Here is a 16,055-nt window from a genome sequence, read left to right as displayed (position 1 = left end):
TTATACTGTCACTTAGGCAGGCTGGACACTTGATTTCTAGAGTTATTCGCATTTCTCTATTTTATCAAAATCCAACCTGCTTTTTTTCAGCATACTTTTTGAAACACCACCCAAAAATAATCCAAGGCCAGATCTTTGTCTTCGGTTGTTCTAAATTCTGAGGATTATATTCCGTGTGTTCTAGCGATGTCGGTTGTGGAACACGGGTTTTTTTAGAGTAAGGCTGGTGTTTAGAGTAAGATAGTCCCGTACCAGGAATACCGACACTGGTTCGCGTACCTTTTTTCCCAATATTTAGAGAAGCACCAGGTTTGCCAATGCTGGCACTGCTGATGCCTTTATGGGTCAGATTAATTTTAAAACCCGGGAATAATTTAATACTTTTACGAAATCTAAAACCCATATTGCTCTCATTCTAAAACTTAGCTCAATTCACGCGCTATACCAGGATCCATGATCTGCTAGAGATCGTACTTTGACGGCTATCATCAGGATACTAGTATATTTTTTATCTGGTGATTGCAATACTACCTTTAAATACCGTCAAAAATGTTTACTGTATATTTGCTGTAGGGTAATCTTAAAGCTGCTATTTATTGACTGATTGGTATATGACGACAGATAAGCATGAAGTCCTGCTACGAATGCGAGCGATCGAGCTGCTTGCTTACTGGGAAGGTCGTTTGGTTACCAATCGTTTAATGAGCTGGTTTGGGCTCAGTCGACAGCAGGCTTCTGCGGATATCAAGCGTTACAATACGCTGTATACCCACATGGTCAGTTTAACAAAGAAGATGTACGGCAATGCCTGGAATATGCACTGCAGGTGCGCCGTCGGGTCAAAGAACAGCTGAAGAAAAATTGGAGGGATGGAATTCTATGATGTGCATTTTAGCTATATCGACAATGACACCCTAGAAGAGCATTTTGTTTCGGTAAAAGAGCAGGGTGGAGGTGGACTTATTCCCGAAGGTCCTGCTAAACCAGGCTTCCTGTATACCATTGGTCTTAGTAATAAGGGCATGCCAGGCTTATACCGCTTAGAACTGCAAGTCACTAAAGGTTCAGGAAAGTTGGCGACATCTGGCTTATGGAATTCAAGTAGTGCCAAAGAACAGGTCAAGATTGCTTTTGACTACTTCAAGGCCAATGCATCCCGGATCTCGGGGGGCAGTAAGGTGCTGGAACATGACTTCCACTTACATGTGGTGGAGTTACAGAATACCGGGCCGCTCAGCCATCTTGCTCTGCCAAGTTTAGTGGCTTTCGCTTCTGGCCTCTTAGGACGATCGGTTCAAAGTCAGATGGTGGTACTGGGTGATATGAGCTTGGGTGGTTCTGTGACACCGGTGGAAAGTATTGCCGAATGTCTTCAAGTTGCTTTTGATGCGGGTGCCAAGAAGGTTGCTTTGCCAATGAGTAGTGCGGCAGATATCCCAACGATTCCTGTGGAACTGTTTACCAAGTTCCAGACCAGCTTTTATGCAGATCCGGTAGATGCTGTGTTTAAGGGGCTAGGGGTGGATTAATTTCATATCTGTCTGGAAGAGTTACAGTAGATTGTTTTAAATTCAGTTTCTCAAGTTAAACACCATGTTGTAAAAGCATAATACTGCCTCTTTTAAAGAGCTAGTATTTTAGGGGGGGATTACCCTTCATTTTTTCTTGATCAGATATCTGTTGTATTTTGACAGGATTTTGTTGATCTAAATATTTTTGATACCAAACACGCAATGTTTCAGGAGTACAACCGATTTTAGGAGCAATAGCTGTGATTGCTGCCCAAGTAGAAGGATAATCTTTTTCAGATTCAATTAGTAATTGAACCGCTCTTTCTCTGATTTCAGGGGTCAATTTTACTTTGCCATTTGTAAGGTAAAAGGGGTCAATTTTAGAATGCCGTTGACAATGTATCGCCTTTTGAGTTTGAAGCAATGTACTATGATAAGATTAACCCGTTAGGTCAGGTGGCCTAACTTAAATAAAAAGTCTCCGACAAACCCGGTACGGTTCATCATTAGTTTGAAATAATCACAGTCTGGTTAAGCCCTCATAATTTTTATGAGGGCTTTTTAATTAAAGCTATTCGCTCGTTAATAATGAAATCTCAGCTGGAGTGTAGTCCACGCTCATATAGAATATGTGTAATAGTTGTTCTAATGTTTTGACAGTTAGATTATGAAAAGGCCCATCAAAAGATGGTTATGTGTGTCTAGAATTTTGGTGGCTATTCAAAAATATGTAGCTAATAAAAAACAGCCATCATACCGAAGTTTTCATATGGGATTACTTTGTATGATTTCGTCGTACCTTGAAGTTCTTGTGTCTATCTATTGTTATTCTTACCTGAAATTGATGTGAGCTTATAGAGACAAGGTAAATTTGCAAAAGTGCCGGCTATTCAGTGTTCATTGAATGTTTAATTTAATTTATTAAGCTTGACCTTGGAGTGGCTCTAAGCCTTATACTTGGTACAAATTTTTCGATTGTTATGATGATGCGTTCTACTACATGGATTACAGTCTTGGTTGGATTGTTCATGTTCCAAAGCTTTTGGAATGTGGCGGCGGCCTTTTGTGTCCATGAACAACAGCCTCAATCACAGCAGAGTTATCATTTTGGTCATCACCAAAATACCTTGTGTGCCAGCGATAGTCGTCAACACGATCATAATGGACAGTCAGAAAACATAAAAACATTCAGTAGCGATTTAGAAATCGGTGAAGATCATCAAGATCATCTACCATCGATGACGCATTTGATTGTACAAAATGAAAAAGTAGATGTGTTTCATCCAAGCTCTGAAGTTAAAGTGAATCCACAATTTCATTGGAAAAACAGCTATCAGGCTCCTGACCTGTTTCAACAAAGCCCACCTCCCAAATTTTCCCCGCTCATGGTGGGGTAGCCTAAAACATTCCCACCACTTTTATTATTTAAATAAGTGGGAAAAATCATGTCTTCACAATCAATTATACTCTTGCGTCATAGCTTGGTTGCTTGTATATGTGCAGCGGCTATGCAATATAGCTATGCTGAAAACGTTACCAGCTTTGAATCCGCTTTAGCAAAAGTACAAAGTTACCAGACTCAAGACAAGCTGTGGCAACAAGTTCAGCAAATATCTGAATTGAATATTCAGCAAAGTCGGTTATGGCAGAATCCAAGTATAAGTTTAGAACAGTCTGGCTTTGGCTCAGGTCAAGAACAGGAATTCAATGTTGGCGTTAGTCAACCTCTAGATCTATTTGGTCAGCGTAAGCTGAACCGGGTGATTGCCAATACCTCGAATCAACAAATCCAATTGCAACAGCAATTATGGAAGGCACAAAGCCAACTGATTGTTAAATTTGCATGGTCGCAATTTGCACTTGCTGAGGTTGAGCAGTCTGCTTATTCAGTACAGTTAAAAACAAGTAAAGCCAATCTGGACAGTGCCCAGAAACGCTATCAGGCAGGCAGTATTGCCCTGGTTGATTTTGAGCGTACCCAAATTGAAGCGCTAGAAATCCAACGACTTTATCAGCAAGCGATGCTGAATAAACAAGCTGCCGGTCGTCAGCTGTCTAATTTGTGGGGGGGAGAAACATCTTCACATCTTCAATTGAATAAAACCGCTATCCCTTGGCCAGAGCAAAGTCTCCAAACTGTGCAACGGTATATTGCTGAAGGGTGGCTAGAAAAATTCTATGCCTTGAACATTCAGCAATCGGATCATCAAATTGAAAATTTAAGAATTCAGGCACGTCCCAATCCGACTTTAAATGTAGGCATGAAACGTAGCAAAACCCCTAATGAAAGCAACGATACGACTTTAGCAATCGGCGTGGCTATTCCACTGAATATTTTCAATCGCCAGCAATATGCGATCCCGATGGTCCAGCAACAGCAAATATTGCTGAACCAACAGCAGCAGCGTGAGCTGAAGCAACAAATACTCGATATTGCCAACAGCATGCATCAGCTCAAAGGTTTACGTAGCCAGTTCGATGCCACAACAGCACAAGTTACTTTGGCGACCAAAGTTCAGAGCCGTACTTTACAAGGGTTTCAGGCAGGGAAACTGTCCATTACCGACGTTCAGCAAGCAACCACCCAACTGCAGAATCTTCGATTGGGTCAATTACAAATTCTACGTCAAGCTTGGCAAACTGCCCTCGCAGCTGAGGCACTCAGTATTGGCACAAGTTATGAAGAAATTAGCCGTTCGGATGCCTATACACAACTGAATAAAAAGGCAGTCGAAGCATCGCAAAATTTAATCAATGGGGGAGCACGATAAAATGAACGCCAAGCAAAACGGAAAAATATCCCAGTCTCTCATGATTGCAATTTTGATTCTGATTACGGTCTTGGTCAGTCTGGTTATTTGGTTAAGTTCAAAAAAAACTGAATCTGAGGGGCATGGTCATGATGAGGGAAATGCCGAACATTCTGATGAAGATAGTTCTGAAGAAGGACATGCTGAAGAAGGCGAAATACAACTGACCAGCCAACAAATGGTTGAACAAGGTTTAAAAGTTGCTGTTGCATCCACAGGATTGGTTGAAAAGCTGACAACCCTGCCAGGTAAATTGGTGGTGAATACCGATCAACAAGCGCATATATCGCCTAATTTTAGTGGTCATGTCGAGCAGGTCAATGTGGCTTTAGGACAGAGCGTGCAAAAAGGACAAACGCTGGCTGTACTAATCGTGCCTGAACTGATCGACCAACAGGCAAATCTGCGTATGGCACAGGTGAATCTGGATTTGGCCCGTAAAGATTACCAGCGCGAACAGCAACTCTGGTCACAGGGGATTTCTGCCAAACAGGATTACCAGCGTGCCGAAAATGCCTACCGTCAAGCGCAGATTACTGTCCAGTCCTCACAAGCACGTTTAAATGCATTAGGTGCAAGTGGCAATAACAATGGGCGTTTTCTGATTAAAGCACCGATCTCTGGGGTGATCAGTCAAAAAGATATTGTGGTCGGTGAAAATGTGCAACTGGCTAATCAGCTCTTTGTCATTGAACAGCTGAAAGATTTATGGCTTGAGTTTAATTTGCCGAATCAATTCTCAGGTCAACTGCAAGCCGGGCAAAAAATTGACTTTAAAGTGAATGATTCAGATCAAATCTATAAAGCTACTGTACAAAGCTTAACCTCTCAGGCAGATGTACAAACAGGGCGTCTGGTGGTGCGCGCAAAACTCGATGCGCAAGCTACTGAGTTGCGTTCTAATGTGTTAGTGAGAGTGTTGATTCCGGAAGCTACAGCAAAATCAGCCCTTCGGATTCAAAAGTCTGCGCTGCAAAGTATTGAAGGTGAAGACAGTATTTTCATCGTAGATTCAGAACAAAAAGGTCAAGTCCACTTAAAAGCACAGAAAGTGCAATTGGGGCAGGCTTCAAGTGATGGACAATGGCTTGAAGTGATTTCTGGGCTGACTGAAGGGCAGAAGTATATCGCTCAAGGCAGTTTCTTGTTGAAATCTGAATTAGAAAAAGACGAGGCAGGCCATGAACATTAATTCTGATCTGCCAAAACCAGAAGGTTTATTCGAACGAATCATTCAGTTTTCCATACAAAATGCGATTTGGGTGTTGCTCTTTGTCTGTACCTGGATTGCGGTCGGGGTGTATAGCTATCAGAAACTCCCGATTGATGCTGTACCCGATATTACCAATACCCAAGTCCAGATTAATACTCAAGCCAAGGGTTTTACTGCGCTTGAAGTCGAACAGCGGATTACCTATCCCATTGAAAATGCCATGGCTGGCATTCCGGATCTGGAGCTTACCCGTTCCATATCCCGTTATGGACTCTCTCAAGTCACCATTGTCTTTAAAGATGGGACTGATATTTATTGGGCCCGTCAGCAGATTAACCAACGGATACAGGAGGCGCAATCTGAGTTGCCTGCACAAATCGCACCGACGATGTCCCCCGTTTCTACGGGTCTCGGTGAGATTTATCAATGGGTACTGAAGGCAGATCCGAATGCGAAAAAGCCGGATGGAACTGCATACACGCCGATGGATTTGCGTGAGATTCAGGACTGGATTGTGCGTCCTCAACTGCAACGTGTTAAGGGAGTTGCAGAGGTCAACAGTATTGGTGGTTTTGAAAAAACCTATGTGGTCTCTCCCGATTTAAACCGGATGCAGCAACTGAATATCTCATTAGAACAACTGCAACAGGCTTTAGCGCAAAATAATGAGAACCGAGGTGCAGGTTATATTGAAGACAATGGTCAGCAACTGACGGTACGTGTACCGGGTACATTCAATGGGCTTTCTGATATTGAGAACACCATGCTGGGTAGCCCAAATGGCAGCCCAATTCGGGTTGGTGATATTGCGCAAGTCTCTATTGGGCATGATTTAAGAACCGGTGGGGCAACCTATAACGGCAAAGAAACCGTTTTAGGGATTGCCATGATGGCGATGGGTGGAAATAGCCGGACTGTTTCTAAAGCTGTGGATGCCAAGCTTCAAGATATTCAGAATAGTTTGCCTAAAGGGGTAGTGATTGAACCGGTGTACGACCGTACTACCTTGGTTGAGAAGGCGATTAAAACCGTTCAGAAAAACTTGGTAGAGGGAGCAATCCTGGTCATCATCATTCTGTTCCTGTTTTTAGGGAATATCCGTGCTGCCTTGATTACTGCCTGTGTCATTCCACTCTCTATGCTGTTTACCTTAACCGGGATGGCACAGAAAAATATCAGTGCCAATCTGATGAGTTTAGGTGCACTCGATTTCGGCATCATTGTCGATGGTGCTGTGGTGATTGTCGAAAACTGTATCCGGCGTTTAGCCCATACACAGCAACTGTTAAAACGACCTCTCACACAAAGTGAACGCTTTAAGGAAGTTTTTCTGGCTGCCCGCCAAGCACGTCGTCCTCTTATTTTTGGTCAGCTTATTATTTTGGTGGTGTATATGCCGATTTTTGCTTTAAGTGGTGTAGAAGCAAAACTATTTCATCCGATGGCTTTAACCGTTGTTCTCGCACTGGTGGCAGCTATTATTTTATCGATCACCTTTGTGCCCGCTGCAGTTGCTTTATGGGTTAAAGGGGAGATCAAAGAAACGGAAAGCCGTTGGATGATCTGGCTCAAAACCCGATATCAACAGATATTGGATGGAGCCTATCATTACAAAGCGGTGGTTTTAACTTTTGCCATTTGTCTCCTGGTCATTACGGGTCTGCTCAGCACGAAGATTGGCAGTGAGTTTGCACCCCAGCTGAGTGAAGGTGATTTTGCGGTACAGCAATTACGTTCTCCAAGCACAGGCTTGGAAGAGTCTTTACGTATTCAGGAAAATACCGAAAAGCTTTTACTGAAAAACTTTCCCGAAATTAAAGCTATATTTGCCCGTACCGGGACTGCTGAAGTGGCGACAGATGTGATGCCACCGAATATTTCCGATGGTTATATCATGCTGAAACCACGTGAGGAATGGCCAGATTCAAAAGAAAGCCTAGATGCACTTCGAACCCGAATGGAAGCTTATCTTGCGACAATTCCCGGCAATAACAGTGAGTTTTCTCAGCCTATTGAGCTACGTTTTAATGAACTGATTTCAGGTATACGCAGTGATGTGGGGGTGAAGGTTTTTGGTGATGACATGCAGGTTTTGAATACTGAGGCTGCAAAAATCGCGAAAATCATTCAGCAAGTCGCAGGTAGCAGTGCGGTGAAAGTTGAACAAACTTCGGGTCTGCCTTTACTCAATGTAGAGATTGATAAAGCTTTAGCTGCCCAGTATGGCTTGAGTGTGAAATCTATTCAGGATGTGGTGGCTGCAAGTATTGGTGGACAAAGCGTGGGAGAGATTTTAGAAGGCGATCGTCGTTTTGATTTTGTTATCCGTCTTGGAGAGCAAGACCGTAGTGTCGCATCTGTTTCCCAGTTACCTATTCAGCTTCCAAATGGTGGCAGTATTTTATTGTCGGATGTCGCGCAAGTCTCGACCATTGAAGGAATCAACCAAGTCAGTCGAGAAAATGGTAAACGCCGAGTTGTGGTTACAACGAATGTTGAAGGGCGTGATTTAGGGTCTTTTGTTTCTGATGTACAGACACAGCTCAAAGCATACACTTTGCCAAGTGGTTATTGGATAGAATATGGCGGTCAGTTTGAAAATTTGGCTTCAGCCAAAGCACGGATGCAAATCGTGATTCCACTGGCTTTAATCACTATCTTTATTTTACTGATGGCGGTCTTTCACAATGTCAAAGAAAGTCTATTGGTCTTTACCGGGGTACCCTTTGCCTTGACCGGTGGTGTGCTGTTCCTTTGGCTAAGGGATATTCCATTATCGATGTCAGCTGGAATTGGCTTTATTGCCTTATCTGGTGTTGCAGTCCTCAATGGACTGGTAATGCTGACCTTTATTAAGGAATTAAGGGACAAATATCCAGTGCATAAAGCCGTGTGGCAAGGGGCTATTTTGCGCTTAAGACCAGTGTTGATGACAGCTTGTGTGGCTTCACTGGGTTTTGTACCAATGGCGCTGGCAACCGGAACAGGGGCTGAGGTTCAACGGCCACTGGCAACCGTAGTGATTGGCGGGATTATCTCTTCAACATTACTAACTTTGGTGCTGTTACCCGTGCTTTATCGTTGGATAAATGAAAAGAAAGTTTCTTAATCCAATAGATTAGTCGATTTACAGCAGAGATATTGGCTGTTATCCAATATCTCTGCTCATCATAAATAGAATAAGGAAAATATTTTATGTCAGAACATCATGATCATAGCCATGCGGTTGTTACTGAAGAAAATAGTAAGAAGTTAATGGTTGCCTTAGGTTTAACGACTACTTTTTTAATAGTAGAAGTTGTCGCTGCTTTTATTACCCAAAGTTTGGCTTTGTTATCTGATGCAGCTCATATGTTTACTGATGTAGCCGCTTTAGCTATTGCTCTTGCCGCTATCAAAATTGGTAAAAAAGCCGCAGATGATAAAAGAACTTTTGGCTATCAGCGATTTGAAATTTTAGCGGCTCTGTTTAATGCGGTGATGCTTTTTGTGGTAGCAATATATATTGTATATGAAGCTTATCAACGTTTTACGAATCCTGCTGAAATTCAAAGTGTTGGAATGATGATTGTCGCGGTCATTGGTTTGGTCATAAATTTGATTTCAATGAAAATCCTTTCTGCTAGTGCTGAAGGAAGTCTAAATATAAAAGGTGCATATTTAGAAGTTCTTAGTGATGCTCTAGGATCGATAGGCGTGATTATCGGAGGAATAGTTATTTATTTTACCCAGTGGATGTGGGTTGATACCGTAATCGCTGTGTTAATTGGCTTCTGGGTCTTACCTCGAACTTGGATTTTATTAAAACAAAGTATTCATATTCTGCTTGAAGGAGTTCCTGATGAGATTGATATTGAGTCGTTAAGAAATGATTTATTGAAGCTAGAGGGCGTTGAAGGGATTCATCAGTTGAAAGTCTGGGCTATATCCTCAAGAAATATTCATTTAACTGCTCATTTGGTTGCTCCGAATAGCAATACAGATCAACTCTATCAAAAGGCCTTAGAAGTTCTAAAACATAATCATAATATTACTGAAATTACGTTACAAATAGAAAATACGAAATGTAATACATTGAACCAACATAAACACTAATTTGGACTTTAGTCTTCATATAGATGTTTTGTGTAACTTTAAAGTATGCTTCAATCTGACGGCTGCGAACCGCCAGGAACAGGCGCAATGTCAGATTCTGTCGCGGCCTTGGCGCGTGCCTGGAAGCGTTCATAGCAATCCAGCCCGCAGAAATGTTCGACGTATTCCGCGCCTTCCGGGGTGAAGGCGGCATCGAGCGGAATTTCTTTGCAGCATACGCAGCAGGTGGTGCAACTGGCAGTGTTCGGGGCGTTTGCGTTCATGGTGGTACTCCTCCAGATTGGTAGCGAAGCTCAAAGCTGCCCACTCTCGGCTGGCTGGGAAGCGGTCATGATCTTCCCTTGAAGGCCCGCAGCAGCCGCGTCACAGACAGGACAAACAAGCCGGTCAGCGTGAGGGCTGCAATACCCCAGTGCTCCCCGATGAACGCGCCGGCCGTCGTGCCGGCTAGCACAATGGCGAGAATCGGCAAATGGCAGGGACAGGTGAGCACGGCCAGCGCGCCCCACAAGTAGCCGGTGATCGGTTTGTGCGTCTCAGACGGCAAGTGCTCTGGGCTGTTCATGGCAGACTCTCCGCGTGCTGTGCCGGTTCGGTTGGCATGGCGGCCAGTTGCATTTCGAGGCTGGCCAGGGCCTCGCGCCGACGCTCGACGAGTTGCCGCAACACGGCAAGCTGCGCAGACGCACCGTCACCGTCCGCAGCATCCAGCGCCCGGCACAGCCGCGCCAGTGCGTCCAGGCCGATACCCGCTTCGAAGGCAGCCCGTACAAAGCGCAGCCGTTGCAACGCGGTGTCATCGAACAAGCCGTAGCCGCCCGTGGTGCACGCGACCGGCCGTAGCAATCCGCGCAGCAGGTAGTCGCGCACGATATGCACGCTCACCCCGGCATCAAGGGCCAGCCGGGACACTGTGTAGGCGCTCATTGAACACCTCCTTTTCCTCATCCGGCGCAGCACGAAAGCTGCTTCACGTCCTTGCTGAAGGTCTGCGCCGCGAGCTTCAGCCCTTCGACCATGGTCAGGTAGGGGAACAATTGGTCGGCCAGTTCCTGCACGGTCATACGGTTGCGAATGGCGAGCACCGCCGTCTGGATCAGTTCACCCGCTTCCGGGGCCACCGCTTGCACGCCGATGAGCCGTCCGCTACCTTCCTCGATGACCAGCTTGATGAAGCCGCGTGTGTCGAAGTTGGCAAGCGCACGCGGCACGTTGTCCAAGGTCAAGGTGCGACTGTCGGTCTCGATCCCGTCGTGATGTGCTTCCGCCTCGCTGTAGCCCACGGTGGCGACCTGCGGGTCGGTGAATACCACGGCCGGCATTGCGGTCAGGTCCAGGGCCGCATCGCCGCCAGTCATGTTGATCGCAGCACGGGTGCCGGCCGCTGCCGCCACATAGACGAACTGAGGCTGGTCGGTGCAGTCGCCAGCCGCATAAATGTGTGGCGTACTGGTGCGCATGCCCTTGTCGATGACGATGGCCCCCTGCGCATTGGCAGCGACTCCCGCCGCTTCCAATGCCAGGCTGCGCGTGTTCGGTGCCCTGCCAGTGGCGACCAGCAGCTGGTCGGCGCGTATTTCACCGTACCCGGTGGTCAGCACGAATTCGCCGTCCACATGCGCGACCTGGCTGGCTTGCGTGTGTTCCAATACCTTGATCCCTTCGGCACGGAACGCGGCTGTAACGGCCTCGCCGATGGCCGGGTCGTCGCGGAAGAACAGCGTGTTGCGAGCTAGGATCGTGACCTGGCTGCCCAGCCGGGCGAAGGCTTGCGCCAGTTCCAGCGCGACCACCGACGAGCCGATCACAGCTAGGCGTTCGGGAAGGGTGTCGCTGACCAGGGCCTCGGTCGAAGTCCAGTAGGGTGACTCTTTCAGGCCCGGAATCGGCGGCACGGCCGGGCTGGCACCCGTGGCGACTAAGCAGCGGTCGAAAGCTACCACGCGCTCGCCACCATCGTTTAAACGGACGACCAGGCTCTGCTCATCCTTGAAACGCGCCTCACCATGTACAACGGTGATGGCCGGGTTGCCGTCCAGAATGCCTTCGTACTTGGCATGGCGCAGTTCTTCGACGCGCGCCTGCTGCTGGGCCAGTAGTTTGCTGCGGTCAATCGCAGGCACAGTCGCCGCGATACCGCCGTCGAACGGACTTTCCCGACGTAAATGGGCGATGTGGGCGGCGCGAATCATGATCTTGGACGGCACGCAGCCGACGTTGACGCAGGTGCCGCCGATGGTGCCGCGCTCGATCAGCGAGACGTGCGCGCCTTGCTCGACGGCCTTCAGTGCTGCCGCCATTGCCGCGCCACCGCTACCAATGACGACGACCTGCAACGGGCGTTCGTTGCCACTGGGCTTATCAGCGGCCCCTATCCAGCCGCGCATCTTGTCGAGCAGGCCGGCGCGGTTGTCCGTCGGTGGCGCATCGGCAAGCGTTGCCTCGTAGCCCAGTCCGGCCACGGCGGTAGTCAGCGCATCCGATGACGTGCCCGCCTCAATGGCGAGTTGCGCTGTGCCCTTCGGATAGGACACCAGCGCCGATTGCACGCCGGGCACTTTCTCCAAGGCTTCCTTGACGTGAGCCGCGCACGAGTCGCAGGTCATCCCGGTGATTTTCAGGGTGGTCATGTATTTTTCCTTTTCTGTGGTGGCTACGGCTGTTGCCGTCAGCCACGTTGTTCTGGCAATTCACAGCTGTCCGGCCCGCAGCGGCGATGTGCTGGCGAGATGAAATCCCAGACCGACACCCCAACCATCAAGGCCAGGCCGACATAGAGCAGTCCACCGCTCTGCCAGCCGTAAGCCCGCATTAAAAACACCGCTGCCAGCACCAAGATCGGGCCTATCGTGCCGAGCGCCGTGCGTCGCCACTGTCGATGATTGAGCCAAGCGATAGCATTGGCGAGTAACGTGATGCCGGCGAACATCGGCAGCAGGATGCCAATGAATAGCCCCTCGTACTGGCTCAAGAAGCCCAGTCCGATGGCCGCGCCAAAGCTGGCGATGGCAGGAAAACAGGCGGCGCAGCCCATCGCGGAAACGACGCTGCCGAGCGCGCCGGTTTTGCCAGCGATGCGCGTGATGAGTCCCATGTGTCGCTCCCGAGTTCGGTTAACGGATCAGCGTTTGAGGCTGGACGGATAGCCCGCGTCCTCGGTCGCCTTGGTCAACTTCTGGACGTTGGTCTTGGCATCGTCGAAGGTGACGACGGCCTGGCGCTTGTCGAAACTTACGTCGGTCTTGCTCACGCCCTCAACCTTGGAAAGCGCGTGCTTGACAGTGATCGGGCAAGAGGCGCAGGTCATGCCAGGCACGGACAGCGTGACGGTCTGAGTGGCGGCGAACACGGGGGCAACGAAAGCGGCGAGAGCGAGGGAGGCAAACAGCTTTTTCATGATGAACTCCTGATTAGTAGAAAAATGGCATGACGTAGGGAAAACCAAGCGCGACCAAGACCAACACGGCGACGAACCAGAAAATGAGCTTGTAGGTGGTGCGCACTTGCGGAATCGCGCACACCTCGCCCGGCTTGCAGGCTGCGGTCGGTCGGACGATGCGCCGCCAGGCAAAGAACAGTGCAACCAGCGCCGCGCCGATGAAGATCGGCCGATACGGCTCCAATACCGTCAGGTTGCCGATCCATGCCCCGCTGAACCCCAAGGCGATCAAAACCAGCGGCCCCAGGCAGCAGGCCGACGCAAGAATGGCGGCCAGCCCACCGGCGAAGAGCGCGCCGCGCCCGTTTTGTGGTTCAGACATACGCTTGTCCTTTCAAATTTGGTTTGGATAGCTTAAGCTTACTTCCGTAGTTATGTACGGAGTCAAGCGATATGCAAATTAATTTTGAGAATCTGACCATTGGCGTTTTTGCCAAGGCGGCCGGGGTCAATGTGGAGACCATCCGGTTCTACCAGCGCAAGGGCCTGCTGCCGGAGCCAGACAAGCCCTATGGCAGCATTCGCCGCTATGGCGAGGCGGATGTAACACGAGTGCGGTTCGTGAAATCGGCCCAGCGGCTGGGCTTTAGCCTGGACGAAATCGCCGAGCTACTGCGGCTGGAGGATGGCACCCATTGCGAGGAAGCCAGCGGCCTGGCCGAGCACAAGCTCAAGGATGTGCGCGAGAAGATGGCCGACTTGGCACGCATGGAGGCCGTGCTGTCTGAACTGGTGTGCGCCTGCCATGCGCGGAAAGGGAACGTTTCCTGCCCGCTGATTGCGTCACTGCAAGACGGAACGAAGCTCGCTGCATCGGCGCGGGGGAGTCACGGGGTGACTACGCCTTAGCGTGCTTTATTTTCCGAATTCTGAGACGACCCCTAGATGCCTGGTCAAGACTGCATACTTGCAGTTTTGACGGCACTGTTGCAAATAGGGATCTGAGTCAATGATTTTCCCTTCAAAAAAGCTTAGAGACCGAAAACTCTATTTACTAGCCAAACTTCTCCTAGAATATTACCGTTATAAAATAATGAAGCTTGTCCTTTGCGTAGAGCACGCATAACCTCAATTCCTTTAATTGTGGCATAAGCCGTTTTCATAGACTTGAATCCCAACGTAGCCTTGATGATCCGTTTGAGCTTGCCATGATCACATTCAATCACGTTATTCTTGTATTTAATCTGTCGATGGTCCAGGTCTTCAGGACACTTTCCTTCCTGTTTTAGTCGCGACAAAGCACGGCCATAGGTATGAGCCTTATCAGTGTTTATGACTCGTGGAATCTGCCATTTTTTGACATGATTCAAAATCTTACCAAGAAAACAATAAGCTGAATGGGTATTTCGTCTAGCAGAAAGATAGAAATCAAGAGTATGGCCACGTTGGTCAACTGCACGGTATAGATATGCCCATTTGCCATTCACTTTTACGTAAGTTTCATCCAGATGCCATAAATGTCGATCTGTAGGATTACGCCAATACCAACGTAAACGTTTTTCCATTTCTGGAGCATAACGCTGAACCCAGCGATAAATTGTGGTGTGATCAACATTCACTCCACGTTCAGCGAGCATTTCCTGAAGTTCACGATAGCTGATGCCATATTTACAATACCAACGAACAGCCCAAAGAATGATTTCACCTTGAAAGTGCCGACCGTGGAAGGGATTCATCTGCTGTATCTCGAAATAAATAAGATATTTAGCTTATCATGTCAGCCTATTTGCAACAGTGCCCATTTTAAATGGTTTATCGCATAGACATTTTAATTGGTGAATAACAGTCTTTTTAAATAGTGTTATTTATCATATACTTGACACAATAAAACCAAAACCAAAAAGATCAGAAAACACACGCTTTCACAACTCGTGTTTTTTTAAGCAGATTTGTAATCTTTCGCCAATAAAATCGTCTAAAAAATGCTCAATTTTGGCATTTTCCCAATGTTCTCAGCTCTTCTAGGGCGAAAACTATCCCCAATTGCTGTGGATGAAATTTAGGCTATTTTGTACGCTTTGGCTCACATCAATCTCGGCCCTTTGCGGCTATCTGGAACAGTAGAATTTTCATATGATTAAGTGGTCAGGAACAGGAAGTTCCATATAATTAAAAATAAGCACCAGGATGGCGCTATATAAGACACGCAAGAGCACAGAGACCTAATGTTCCAATAAAAAACCCTGGCAGGATGCCGGGGTTTTTTATTGCCTATCATTTCTCATTTGCAAAACAAGCATAATGCCTCTAAAATATAGACTATAATCTATATTTTGGTTGTGGTATGTGGACAGTCATTACGACAGATCTATTTAATCAGTGGCTTGAACAGCAAGATGAATCTACTCAAGAGAAGGTCCTAGCTGCCCTGGTTGTTCTACAGCAGCAGGGGCCGAGTTTAGGCCGCCCTTTAGTAGATACTGTGTATGAGTCTAAATTTACCAATATGAAAGAACTGCGCGTTCAACATCGCGGTAGACCCTTAAGAGCTTTCTTCGCATTTGATCCCTTACGACAGGCTATTGTTCTATGTATTGCTGATAAAGGCGGTAAAAAGCGTTTTTATAAAGACATGCTGGATATTGCAGATGAACAATACCAACTTCATCTCACTACCCTAGGAGATAAATCTAATGGCTAAGACTCTGCAAGAATTGTTAGCTAGCCGCTCTCCAGAGAGCCAAGCCCGTATTCAAAAAATGGCTGATGAATTACTGCTAGAAAATCAGCTTCATCTTATTCGTGAAGAACTCGAAATTTCTCAAAAAGAGCTTGCTGAAACTTTGGGAATAAAACAGCCATCGCTTTCAGCAATAGAAAATCGTGGCAATGATCTTAAGATTTCAACCTTGAAAAAGTATGTTGAGGCAATGGGAGGGAAGCTCCGTATTGATGTAGAGCTTCCAACAGGAAAACATATAGGATTCAACGTTTAACAATAAAAATGGGAGCTATAGGCTCCCATTTTTAGATTCGTATAACGTTGA

At 47.2% G+C, this 16,055-nt stretch carries 17 protein-coding genes and 3 pseudogenes; 10 read left to right on the top strand and 10 right to left on the bottom strand.

The window, feature by feature from the left end; genetic code table 11:
* Positions 1–64 precede the first annotated feature (64 nt).
* A complete protein-coding gene (locus WFH18_RS13975) occupies positions 65–403 on the bottom strand; it encodes a DUF4236 domain-containing protein (RefSeq protein WP_336755086.1) in 339 nt (112 codons plus the stop codon).
* Between the two features lie 208 nt (positions 404–611).
* Between WFH18_RS13975 and WFH18_RS13970 the strand changes: the two are divergent.
* A pseudogene (locus WFH18_RS13970) lies at positions 612–767 on the top strand (WYL domain-containing protein); the annotation flags it as partial.
* Positions 752–1,529 (top strand): annotated as a pseudogene (locus WFH18_RS13965) (S16 family serine protease); the annotation flags it as partial. The pseudogenes WFH18_RS13970 and WFH18_RS13965, both read left to right, overlap by 16 nt.
* 124 nt (positions 1,530–1,653) lie before the next feature.
* On the opposite strand, the pseudogene WFH18_RS13960 reads toward WFH18_RS13965, so the two are convergent.
* Positions 1,654–1,890 (bottom strand): annotated as a pseudogene (locus WFH18_RS13960) (hypothetical protein); the annotation flags it as partial.
* Between the two features lie 601 nt (positions 1,891–2,491).
* Here WFH18_RS13960 and WFH18_RS13955 point away from each other — a divergent pair.
* The 5 genes from WFH18_RS13955 to WFH18_RS13935 all read left to right on the top strand — a co-directional run bounded on the left by WFH18_RS13955 (position 2,492) and on the right by WFH18_RS13935 (position 9,629).
* Positions 2,492–2,908, top strand: a complete 417-nt coding sequence (locus tag WFH18_RS13955; RefSeq protein WP_227591950.1) for a cation efflux protein, CzcI-like — start codon at positions 2,492–2,494, stop codon at positions 2,906–2,908.
* Positions 2,909–2,956: 48 nt separating this feature from the next.
* Positions 2,957–4,282, top strand: coding sequence for a TolC family protein (locus tag WFH18_RS13950; protein ID WP_156189612.1), 1,326 nt, complete (start codon positions 2,957–2,959; stop codon positions 4,280–4,282).
* 1 nt (position 4,283) lies between these two features.
* The gene (locus WFH18_RS13945; RefSeq protein WP_016658777.1) at positions 4,284–5,513 is read left to right on the top strand and encodes an efflux RND transporter periplasmic adaptor subunit; all 1,230 of its coding nucleotides are present in this window, start codon (positions 4,284–4,286) and stop codon (positions 5,511–5,513) included.
* Positions 5,503–8,643 carry an efflux RND transporter permease subunit gene (locus WFH18_RS13940; protein ID WP_336755081.1) on the top strand — a complete coding sequence of 1,047 codons (3,141 nt, stop codon included), beginning with the start codon at positions 5,503–5,505 and terminating at the stop codon, positions 8,641–8,643. Before WFH18_RS13945 ends, WFH18_RS13940 begins: the two co-directional genes overlap by 11 nt.
* A gap of 86 nt (positions 8,644–8,729) precedes the next feature.
* Positions 8,730–9,629 (top strand): cation diffusion facilitator family transporter, encoded by a 900-nt coding sequence (locus WFH18_RS13935; protein ID WP_005028603.1) that lies wholly within the window; start codon positions 8,730–8,732, stop codon positions 9,627–9,629.
* A 50-nt stretch (positions 9,630–9,679) separates the two neighbouring features.
* Here the strand turns inward: WFH18_RS13935 and WFH18_RS13930 are convergent, their stop codons facing one another.
* The 7 genes from WFH18_RS13930 to merT all read right to left on the bottom strand — a co-directional run bounded on the left by WFH18_RS13930 (position 9,680) and on the right by merT (position 13,390).
* Positions 9,680–9,892 (bottom strand): DUF3330 domain-containing protein, encoded by a 213-nt coding sequence (locus tag WFH18_RS13930; RefSeq protein WP_000993245.1) that lies wholly within the window; start codon positions 9,890–9,892, stop codon positions 9,680–9,682.
* A gap of 65 nt (positions 9,893–9,957) precedes the next feature.
* On the bottom strand, positions 9,958–10,194 hold the full coding sequence (gene merE / locus WFH18_RS13925; protein ID WP_001087807.1) for a broad-spectrum mercury transporter MerE: 237 nt from the start codon (positions 10,192–10,194) through the stop codon (positions 9,958–9,960).
* Entirely contained in the window at positions 10,191–10,556 is a 366-nt protein-coding gene (merD, locus tag WFH18_RS13920) for a mercury resistance co-regulator MerD (protein WP_001277463.1), read from the bottom strand. The genes merE and merD overlap by 4 nt, the downstream gene beginning before the upstream one ends.
* A gap of 17 nt (positions 10,557–10,573) precedes the next feature.
* Complete coding sequence (gene merA / locus WFH18_RS13915) at positions 10,574–12,259, bottom strand: mercury(II) reductase (protein WP_004644736.1); 1,686 nt, start codon at positions 12,257–12,259, stop codon at positions 10,574–10,576.
* Between the two features lie 38 nt (positions 12,260–12,297).
* Positions 12,298–12,723 (bottom strand): organomercurial transporter MerC, encoded by a 426-nt coding sequence (merC, locus tag WFH18_RS13910; RefSeq protein ID WP_000522997.1) that lies wholly within the window; start codon positions 12,721–12,723, stop codon positions 12,298–12,300.
* Positions 12,724–12,750: 27 nt separating this feature from the next.
* Entirely contained in the window at positions 12,751–13,026 is a 276-nt protein-coding gene (merP, locus tag WFH18_RS13905) for a mercury resistance system periplasmic binding protein MerP (protein ID WP_004178136.1), read from the bottom strand.
* A 13-nt stretch (positions 13,027–13,039) separates the two neighbouring features.
* The gene (merT, locus tag WFH18_RS13900; RefSeq protein ID WP_001294659.1) at positions 13,040–13,390 is read right to left on the bottom strand and encodes a mercuric ion transporter MerT; all 351 of its coding nucleotides are present in this window, start codon (positions 13,388–13,390) and stop codon (positions 13,040–13,042) included.
* A gap of 71 nt (positions 13,391–13,461) precedes the next feature.
* Between merT and merR the strand changes: the two genes are divergently transcribed.
* On the top strand, positions 13,462–13,917 hold the full coding sequence (merR, locus tag WFH18_RS13895; RefSeq protein WP_001166628.1) for an Hg(II)-responsive transcriptional regulator: 456 nt from the start codon (positions 13,462–13,464) through the stop codon (positions 13,915–13,917).
* Positions 13,918–14,039: 122 nt separating this feature from the next.
* Here merR and WFH18_RS13890 read toward each other — a convergent pair whose 3' ends face one another.
* Positions 14,040–14,744, bottom strand: a complete 705-nt coding sequence (locus WFH18_RS13890) for an IS6-like element IS1007 family transposase (RefSeq protein ID WP_001067793.1) — start codon at positions 14,742–14,744, stop codon at positions 14,040–14,042.
* 608 nt (positions 14,745–15,352) lie between these two features.
* On the opposite strand from WFH18_RS13890, the gene WFH18_RS13885 reads away from it, so the two are divergent.
* Together WFH18_RS13885 and WFH18_RS13880 are read left to right on the top strand one after the other, a co-directional pair.
* Positions 15,353–15,709 (top strand): type II toxin-antitoxin system RelE/ParE family toxin, encoded by a 357-nt coding sequence (locus WFH18_RS13885; RefSeq protein WP_000269911.1) that lies wholly within the window; start codon positions 15,353–15,355, stop codon positions 15,707–15,709.
* Complete coding sequence (locus tag WFH18_RS13880) at positions 15,702–16,004, top strand: helix-turn-helix domain-containing protein (RefSeq protein ID WP_005237493.1); 303 nt, start codon at positions 15,702–15,704, stop codon at positions 16,002–16,004. Before WFH18_RS13885 ends, WFH18_RS13880 begins: the two co-directional genes overlap by 8 nt.
* Positions 16,005–16,055: the final 51 nt, after the last annotated feature.

This window comes from Acinetobacter sp. USHLN143 (genome assembly GCF_037145695.1).
Classification (GTDB): Bacteria; Pseudomonadota; Gammaproteobacteria; order Pseudomonadales; family Moraxellaceae; genus Acinetobacter; species Acinetobacter fasciculus.
Note: the sequence above shows the minus strand (reverse complement) of the source record. Positions and strands in the feature narration are given on the sequence as shown.